Origin of the sequence: Brachybacterium sp. UMB0905 (genome assembly GCF_002871795.1) — a bacterium.
Taxonomy (GTDB): Bacteria; Actinomycetota; Actinomycetes; order Actinomycetales; family Dermabacteraceae; genus Brachybacterium.
The window spans coordinates 1-8,630 of sequence record NZ_PNHL01000018.1 but is presented as its reverse complement, the minus strand read 5'-3'; the positions used below and the strand labels follow the sequence as shown (position 1 = coordinate 8,630).

At 65.1% G+C, this 8,630-nt stretch carries 8 protein-coding genes; 5 read left to right on the top strand and 3 right to left on the bottom strand.

Annotated elements, in window-relative coordinates; all coding sequences use genetic code 11:
* Nucleotides 1-145: 145 nt before the first annotated feature.
* From CJ197_RS13415 to CJ197_RS13405, 3 genes are read right to left on the bottom strand one after another with little or no spacing between them, the layout of a single operon-like run.
* Nucleotides 146-1,555 (bottom strand): extracellular solute-binding protein, encoded by a 1,410-nt coding sequence (locus CJ197_RS13415; RefSeq protein ID WP_102237250.1) that lies wholly within the window; start codon nt 1,553-1,555, stop codon nt 146-148.
* A complete protein-coding gene (locus CJ197_RS13410; protein WP_102237249.1) occupies nt 1,552-2,475 on the bottom strand; it encodes a carbohydrate ABC transporter permease in 924 nt (307 codons plus the stop codon). Before CJ197_RS13410 ends, CJ197_RS13415 begins: the two co-directional genes overlap by 4 nt.
* 16 nt (nt 2,476-2,491) lie before the next feature.
* Entirely contained in the window at nt 2,492-3,505 is a 1,014-nt protein-coding gene (locus CJ197_RS13405; RefSeq protein ID WP_102237248.1) for a carbohydrate ABC transporter permease, read from the bottom strand.
* Between the two features lie 341 nt (nt 3,506-3,846).
* On the opposite strand from CJ197_RS13405, the gene CJ197_RS13400 reads away from it, so the two are divergent.
* The 5 genes from CJ197_RS13400 to CJ197_RS13380 form a co-directional block, all read left to right on the top strand.
* On the top strand, nt 3,847-4,842 hold the full coding sequence (locus CJ197_RS13400; protein WP_102237247.1) for an ATP-binding cassette domain-containing protein: 996 nt from the start codon (nt 3,847-3,849) through the stop codon (nt 4,840-4,842).
* Nucleotides 4,839-5,678, top strand: a complete 840-nt coding sequence (locus tag CJ197_RS13395; protein WP_102237246.1) for an ABC-2 family transporter protein — start codon at nt 4,839-4,841, stop codon at nt 5,676-5,678. The genes CJ197_RS13400 and CJ197_RS13395 overlap by 4 nt, the downstream gene beginning before the upstream one ends.
* Nucleotides 5,671-6,519 (top strand): ABC transporter permease, encoded by an 849-nt coding sequence (locus tag CJ197_RS13390; protein WP_102237245.1) that lies wholly within the window; start codon nt 5,671-5,673, stop codon nt 6,517-6,519. The genes CJ197_RS13395 and CJ197_RS13390 overlap by 8 nt, the downstream gene beginning before the upstream one ends.
* A gap of 304 nt (nt 6,520-6,823) precedes the next feature.
* Nucleotides 6,824-7,750: a transposase family protein gene (locus tag CJ197_RS13385; protein ID WP_233190971.1), complete on the top strand. Its 927-nt coding sequence runs from the start codon at nt 6,824-6,826 to the stop codon at nt 7,748-7,750.
* Nucleotides 7,639-8,630 (top strand): IS30 family transposase (locus CJ197_RS13380; protein WP_102237273.1); only part of this gene is annotated, 992 nt, incomplete at its 3' end. The genes CJ197_RS13385 and CJ197_RS13380, both read left to right, overlap by 112 nt.

Sequence of the window (8,630 nt, the reverse complement as noted above, 5' to 3'; positions counted from 1 at the left end):
CGCGCCCGCCGCGGGCACACACACGACAAATGTCGGGTTCCGTGGCATGTTCTGCGCGAATATGCCACGGAACCCGACATTTGCGTCCATATCGACGGAGGGGCCCGATCGACGGAGGGGTCCGATTGACGGAGGGGCCTGCGCCTCACTCCTCCACGTCGGAGACGTCGAAGTTTGGATCCGGCTCGCCGAAGCCCTCGGGCAGCTCGATCGGGCAGAACTGCTGCATCGTCGGGTCCACGTAGGCCTGCGCCTCCTTGACCAGGTTCTCGGGGGTATCCGAGCCCTGGTTCAGGGAGCCCTGCATGGTGAACATCGCGTCCCACAGCTTGGTGCCCACCGGCAGCGGGGGCCGGGACTTCGCCACGGCCATGAGCTCCACGAAGAAGCTGATGTCGCGGTTCCAGCCCTCGGGGTCCTTGACCGTTTCGATGTTCGTGGGGATGCGGCTGATCTGGGGCATCATGATCTTCTGCCCCTCGTACCCGGCATAGAACTTGAAGAAGTCCCAGGCAGCCTTGGACATGCTCGCACCCTTGGGCATCGCCAGGGCGAAGCCGCCGGCCCACGTGAAGGGGTCATCGCCCTCGTTCGGGACCGGCAGGTGCGTGACCTGGTAATCCATATCCGGCTTGTAGTCAGCCTGGCCCTGCACGCCCCACGGGCCGGAGATCTGGAACAGCTGCCGGTCCGAGAAGAACGAGGTCTGCGTGGGCGGGGCGTTCGGCGGCTGGTAGGTCGCCTTGAAGGCATCCAGGCGGTGGAAGTCCAGCCGCTCCACCCAGCCGCGGTACATCGTCGCAACGTCGAGCATCTCCTGGGTGTCCAGGAGCATCTTGCACTCCTCATTGGAGAAGAAGTCGACGTCATTGGCCATCGCCCACATCAGCAGTGAGGCCTGGTCATCCCAGGGGATCCACGTCACGCGCTCATAGGTGCCGCGCTTGTCCTGGACGCTGAACTGCTCCTCGATCTCCCACAGCTGGTCGTAGCTCATGGGCCCGTTCTCGGGATCCAGCAGATCCAGATCGATCCCGGCATCCCGCGCGAGGTCCATGTTGACGTACATGCCGCGGGTGTCGGTGTCCATCGGCAGGCCGTAGTAATGGCCGTCGTAGTAGAGCTCATCGGTGGCGAACTTGACCCACCCGGACATGAACTCCTCGGGGCTCATGCCCTCATGCTCCTCGATGAGCCCATCGATGGGCTCGAGCAGTCCGAGTGAGGCGAACTGTGCTCCGTTGAAGCGGTCCAGGAAGTAGATGTCCGGGCCGGTGCGACCGCGCACGGCAGTGATGACGCTCGAGGCGTCGCCCTGACCGTTGGAGGGCACCTGCGAGACCTGGATCTTCACATCCGGGTTCTGTTCGGTGAAGGCCTCGACGACCTCCATCTCCTTCTCGGCGTCGGAGGCCCAGATGCCCCACATCTTCACGACATTGGGGTCGCGCTCCTCGCCGACGGGACGGTTGGTGCAGCCGACGATCGAACCGCCAGCGATGGTGACGGAGGCACCCGCGCCGAGGGCCTTCAGCAGGGTTCGACGGTTGATCACTTGAAACCTCCCAGGGTGATGCCGCTGATGAAGTACCTCTGGAAGGCGAAGAAGAGAATCACCAGCGGGATGAGCACCAGGAACGACGCGGCCATCAGCAGGTTGAAGGGCACGTCCTGGTTGTTGACGGAGCGGAAGACCTGCATACCGATGGACAGCGTCTGCTTGTTCTGGTCCTGCAGGTAGATCAGCGGTCCCATGAAATCGTTCCAGGTGCCCACCGCGGCGAAGATCGCGATGACGGTCACGGCCGGACGGGCGGTGGGGAACACGATCCGCCAGGCGATGCCCCACTCCGAGGCGCCGTCCACGCGGGCGGCGTCCATCATGTCCCGGGGGACCTGCAGCATGAACTGGCGCAGCAGGAAGGTGAAGAAGCCGCCGGCGAACAGGGCCGGCAGGATCAGCGGAACCCACGTGTTGACGAAGCCGAGTGAGGCCCAGAAGTCGAACATCGGGATCAGGGTGACGGGGAAGGGAAGGAACAGCGTCGCCAGAACGATGAAGAACACCTTGTTGCGGCCCGGCCAGTCGATGCAGGCGAAGCCGTAGGCGACGATGAAGTTGGAGATCACGCTGAACACGACGACGCTGACCGTGATGATCAGGCTGTTGCGGAAGAACAGCCAGAACGGCATCACAGTGACGGCGTCGGAGAAGTTCTCCCAGCGGAACTCATGCGGGAAGAGCGTGGGCGGGAACATCGCCAGCTCCTCCGGGGTCTTCAGCGCCGAGATGAGCATCCAGTACAGCGGCAGCGAGAACAGCACCAGCACCACCAGGATGACGAGGCGGGAGATCCAGGCGCTGATCGGTCCCTGCCGGGAGCCGTCAGGGTTGCGGCCGTAGTTGGAGCGCGACTTGAGCGGCGCAGCTTTGGGGGTATTGCTGCCCGGCGTCATGGTCGGAGTCATAGTCATGATGAGGTCCTCCTTCTCAGCCGGCCGAGACGTCGTAGTTCACGAACCGGCGGGAGAGCCAGTAGATGAGTCCGGCCAGCACCATGCCGAACAGGAACAGCAGCACCGCGAGCGCCGAGGCGAAGCCCAGCTGCCCGTAGGAGAAGGCGTTGCGGTAGAGGTACAGCATGTAGAACAGCGTGGAGTTGTCCGGACCGCCGTTGGTCATGATGTACGCCTCGGTGAACACCATCATCGCGCCGGAGACACCCGTGATCAGGTTGAACAGGATGGTGGGGGTGAGCAGCGGGATGGTGATGGACATGAACTGGCGGAACTTGCCAGCACCGTCGATGCGCGCCGCCTCGTACAGGGTCTCCGGGATATTGCGCAGACCCGCCAGATAGATCAGGGCCGCATTACCGGCGCCCAGCTGCGCCATGACGATCATGACGATCTTCGCGTAGCGCGGCTCGCCCAGCAGGTTCGTATCGGGCATGCCGAACAGGCCCAGGAACTGGTTCACGATGCCGAACTGGGGGTTGACGAACACGATGAAGATGAACGACATCGCGAACATCGGGATCAGCGAGGGCAGGTACAGCAGGGTGCGGTACAGCGCCACCTCACGCACGTTGCGGTTCATCGCCAGCGCCAGCAGCAGCGCCACGACCAGGCCGATCGGCACCGCCAGGAACATGTAGTACACCGTGTTGTAGACCGCGGTGTGCACCAGCGGATCCTGAAAGGCCGAGATGTAGTTCTGCAGGCCGATGAAGGTCGGGGTCTGCATACCGGAGTACTGGGTGAGGCTGATGACGAAGGAATACACCAGCGGGTAGATGACGAAGACCGCCACGCCGATGATCCACGGCGAGATGAACAGCAGTCCGTTGCGGAGGTTCCGCTTCTCCCGCAGGGTCAGCTTCCGTTTCCCGCCACCGGCTGTGGTGGCCTGAGAGCCGGTCCTTCCTCTGCTCTCGCCCGCGGATCGCGCACCGGGGGAACCGGTCACGGTGGGATCCGCGGCGACGCCGTCGCTCGCGCTCATCGTTCTTCCTATCGGGGCTCGCCGCGGAGGGGGCCGCGACGGACAGGCTGGGACGGTTGGGCGTCGGTGCCCCGCGCTCCACAGCTCCACGGACCGCGTCGTCCCATGTGAGGAAGGTTACTCACACCGATGGACAAATGCAATGAGCGCGTGCGCGTGGCGTCGGCCACGACCTTGGTGACGTGTACTGTGAAGCGGGGCACACGGTCAGGGGAGAGAACCGGTGTGCCTGCTCGGAGGTACGCCAGCTACTGAGCCAATCCGCTGTTCTCCATATAGTGCGCTCGCTCGGCGCTGCTGCCGGAGAGCGAGTCATCTGATACGCAGCGAGGAGTGAAACGATGATCCGCGCAGAGAACCTGGTCAAGGAGTTCTCCCGCCCCAAGCGGGTTGAGGGGCGGTTTTCGAGGGTCCGGTCGTTCTTCAGCACTGAGCGGATTATCTCTCGGGCTGTCGATGACATCTCCCTGACGATCGATGACGGGGAGATCGTCGGTTACCTGGGTCCGAACGGGGCCGGGAAGTCCACCACGATCAAGATGCTCACCGGGATCCTGGTGCCCACCTCAGGCATGGTCGAGGTGGAGGGCATCGTCCCGTGGAAGGACCGCCGGGCGAACGCCCGCAACATCGGAGCGGTGTTCGGGCAACGCACCCAGCTGTGGACCGATCTGCCGCTGCGTGATTCGTTCGAGCTGATCTCCCGCCTGTATGGCCTGGAGAGGACCGACTATCGCCGGGCGCTGGATGAGTTCGTGGATCTGCTGGACATGGGCTCGTTCATGGACACCGCGGTGCGGTCGCTGTCGCTGGGCCAGCGGATGCGCGGGGACATCGTCGCTGCGATGCTCTACCGCCCGCCGGTGCTCTACCTCGATGAACCCACCGTCGGGCTGGACGTGGTGGCGAAGGCTCGCATCCGTGACTTCATTGCCGAGCGCAACCGGACCGAGGGCACCACGGTCATGCTCACCACACATGACATCGCCGACATCGAGCAGCTTGCGCGGCGGGTGGTGATCATCGATGAGGGCCGGATCCTGTACGACGGGGATCTCGGCGCGCTGCGCCGTGCGTACGCGCCGCATCGCGAGATCGTGGCCCGCGCCCCGCGAGTGCCGGATGACCTGCGGATCGACCAGATCGAGCTGACCGAGGTCCGGCCCGACGGTGACGATGTGCTGGCGACGTTCCACTTCGATCCGGAGCAGATCGCCCCGCCGGCAGCGATGGCTGCGGTCATCGCATCGTTGGAGGTCTCGGATCTTACCTCGCGCGAGCCCGATGTTGAGGGTGTGATCCGTCAGATCTACCTCGCCGGGGAGGCGAAGGGATGACCTCCACTGCAGTGATGTCGGGTCAGAAGCTGCCCTTCGGTCAGATGCTCGCGGCCGTGCTGGCCTCAGGGGTGCAGGCCGTGCGCGGTCAGTTCGTGTTCCGCACCGCCACCTGGGCCGGTGTGCTCGGCGCGTCCCTGCAGGTGGTACTGGTCTTCCTGGTGTGGAGCGCCGTGTATGGGGCGCGCAGTGAGGTGTCGGGGATCCAGCAGCATGATGCGATCACCTATGCGGTGCTCGGTGCACTGGTCGCGATCCTCTTCCAGCCCTTCGTGTACGACACGATGTACGGGCGGCTGCGAACCGGGGCGATCGCCTTCGACGTGATGCGACCAATCTCCGCGGTCCCGATGACCCTTGCCCAGCAGGCCGGTGCCGCCGCCGCGCAGCTTCCCGCCGCCGGGCTCGGGCTCGTGATCGGCCTGCTCCTCGGGGCGATCCAGCCTCCCGGCTCCGCGATCTCGGCGATCGCGTTCACGGTATCCATCGTGCTGGGCTTCGCGATCGCTCAGCTGCTGAACTTCGTCGTCGGGCTGGCCGGTTTCTGGACCCTGGAGGTCTCCGGCGCGTTCCACGTCTACGGCATGTTCGCTCAGTTCAGCTCCGGGGCGCTCATCCCGCTGTGGTTCATGCCGGGATGGCTCACTGATGTGCTCACCGCGCTGCCGTTCTCCTCTCAGGTGTTTGTGCCGCTCAGCATCTACATCGACCAGAGCCCGGGCAAGCACACCTTGACCGCGATCGGCATCCAGCTCATCTGGGTGCTCGTCCTCATCGTCCTTGCAGCGATGGTGTGGAAGCGGGCGATCCGCAGGATGGTGATCTTCGGTGGCTGATGCCGCAACGACGTCCCGGACCGGGACCCTCGCCCGCCCCGTGCCGCCGTGGCGCACGTATCTGGTGCTGCTGCAGAGCACCTGGCGATCCATGCGGGTGTACCGGGTCAACCTGTTCATGCTCATCCTTGCCAGCTTCGCCATCCAGGGAACCCAGCTCGCCTTCATCGGCGTGCTGCTCGGTACCTTCGGCGCGATCGCCGACTGGACCGTCGGAGAGGTGGCCTTCCTCTACGGACTGCGGCTGACCGCCCACGGCGTGTGCACCATCAATTTCGGGCAGCACGCCTTGAGCGCCTATGCCGTGCGCAACGGTGACTGGGATCGGTTCCTGCTGCGTCCTGCGGGCCCGCTCATGCAGATGCTCACCCGCTACTTCAACCCCGGCACGATCGGTGACCTGGTTCTGGGCCTGGTGATCCTGACGACAGCGGCGAGCATGGTCGAGGCCGCCTGGACGCCCGGGAAGATCCTCTTCCTCATCATCGCGGCCCTCGGCGGCGGCCTGGTGGAAGCCGGCCTTCAGATCGCCCTCTCCGGCCTGGATTTCAGGTGGGGGCCGGTCACCCAGATCAAGTTCACCATCGATCGCGTGCTCACGGATTTCGGCGCCTACCCCATGGCGATCTTCGGCACCGCAGGCACCTGGCTGCTCACCTTTCTCATCCCGCTGGCCTTCATGGCCTACCTCCCCGCCACGATCATCCTGGACCATACAGAGGACCTCGTCGTGCCCCTGTGGCTCGCACAGCTCTCCCCGCTGGCCGGGCCCGTGATCCTCGCAGCGGGGATCACGTTCTTCCGCTTCATGTCCCGCTACTACTCCAGCCCCGGCCACTGAGGAACGAAACGCGCTGGATGCAGTTCCCGCGTGCAGACAGTAACGGGCCCGCCTCGGCTGGGCCAGGCGAGAGTTTGTGAGGTGTCAGCAGATCGAGCGGCAATACTAGGTGTTGCGGGTCATGACGTTGTAGTCAGGGGTGGAGATTGAGGAAACTGAACCGTCCCAGATTCTCTGCCGCTACTTTGTAGGCTCTTCACGGTTCGTGGTGATGGGGAGCGTCGCGTCGTTGGCGTAGGACGGCTCGTGGTCCTGCTGTGATGGGTGTTGTCAAGACATCCACATTCCAGAGGACCACGAGCCTGTGCATGAGAGTACTGGTTCGCAGCGGGATAATGCGAGCACGATCTTCAACCTGCCCAACTACCGCGTCATCGACGCCGTCGACCTGCCCGATGGTGGCCGACGGGCGGTGGTCGCCTCGACCGTCCCGCCGGGCTGTCCCTCCTGCGGGGTGCTCACGACGAAGGTCCACTCCCGCCGGGACCAGCAGATTCGGGACGTCCCGATTGCTGGGGCGATAGAGGTGGTGTGGGCCAAGCGCCGCTGGTTCTGCCTCGAGCCAGCCTGCGCCAGGGGCACGTTCTGGGAGTCCACCGAGCAGATCCCTCGCTACTCACGCTCGACGTCCCGGTTGCGGGAGCAGGTCGTCTCGGCCGTGATCACTTCCGGCAGAGCAGCCTCGGAGGTGGTCCGGGCTCATAGCGTCTCGTGGTGGCTGGTCCAGGCCGCCCTGGCGGCTGCTGCCGTCGTTCTGCCTGCCGTCGACGACGTCCCGGTGACGCGCCTGGGCATCGATGAGCACCGCTACCGCACGGTGCGCTGGTTCCGCACCGATCAGGGTGCCTGGAGACGGTTCGAACCATGGATGACGACGCTGGTCGACCTGGCCACCGGGCAGGTTCTCGGCGTTGTCGATGGCCGCGACTCCGCCGCCGTCAGCCACTGGCTCGGCCAGCGCTCCGAGGCCTGGCGGGAGCGGATCGAGATCGTCGCGATCGATCCGTCAGCCCCGTTCCGCAAAGCACTACGTGACTACCTTCCTGGCGCTGGAGGGTGGTGTCATAGCGTCGAAGCAACACCTCCGGTCGGCGGGGGTCTGATCGGTGGAGTGTGCGGATGGCGCGGGTGGGGTTGTCGTTCAGTGACAGGTCGGAGATCTCGACGGCCTCGAAAGCGGGCTGGTCGGTGCGGAGGATCGCCCGTCACCTGGGGCGTTGCCCGTCGGTGATCTCGCGGGAGCTTCGCCGGAACTCGACGAAGACCCGCGGCTACCAGGCCGTGACCGCAGACGTCAAAGCGCAGCGTCGGCGGGCTCGCCCGCAGCAGCGGAAGGTCGCGGGGGATCCGGTGCTGCAGGCGAGGGTGGACGCCGACCTGGCCGCGTCCTGGACGCCGAACGAGATAGCGGGCCGGTTGCGTCTGGAGGCCGCAGACCCGACCGTTGAACGCATGGCGAACTCTCCTGACGCACGCGGTCGAACCGTCTCCGGTGAGGCTATCTACCAGTACATCTACGCGATGCCGAAGGGTGAACTCGCCCGCAAGGGCATCTTCCTGCAGTCCAAGCGGACCAAGCGCCGACCACGTACGACCGGGCGGACGCGCGGTGGCCCAGTCGTAGGTATGGTCCCGATCGCGCAGCGAGGTGAGGACGCCGCCCAGCGTCGGGTGCCGGGGCACTGGGAGGGTGACCTGATCATCGGGAAGAACGGCACCTCGTGCGCGGCGACGCTGGTGGAGCGGATGAGCGGGTTCACCGGGCTGCTGGCCCTGCCCTCGAAACACGCCGAGCCAACCGCTGACGCGGTCATCGAGTTTTTCAACGACCTGCCCGAGATGATGAAGGCATCGTTGGCGTGGGACCAGGGCAGTGAGATGGCCCAGCACGCGAAGGTCTCCCTGGCCACGGCGATGCCGGTCTACTTCGCCGATCCCCACTCGCCCTGGCAGAGGCCCAGCAACGAGAACACGAACCGGCTCTACCGGGAGTATCTGCCCAAGGGCACGGTGATCCCCGATCACCAGCCCTACCTCACCAGTATCGCCGAGGAGATCAACAACCGACCCCGCCGCCGACTGGGCTATCTCACGCCCACCGAGGCATTCGC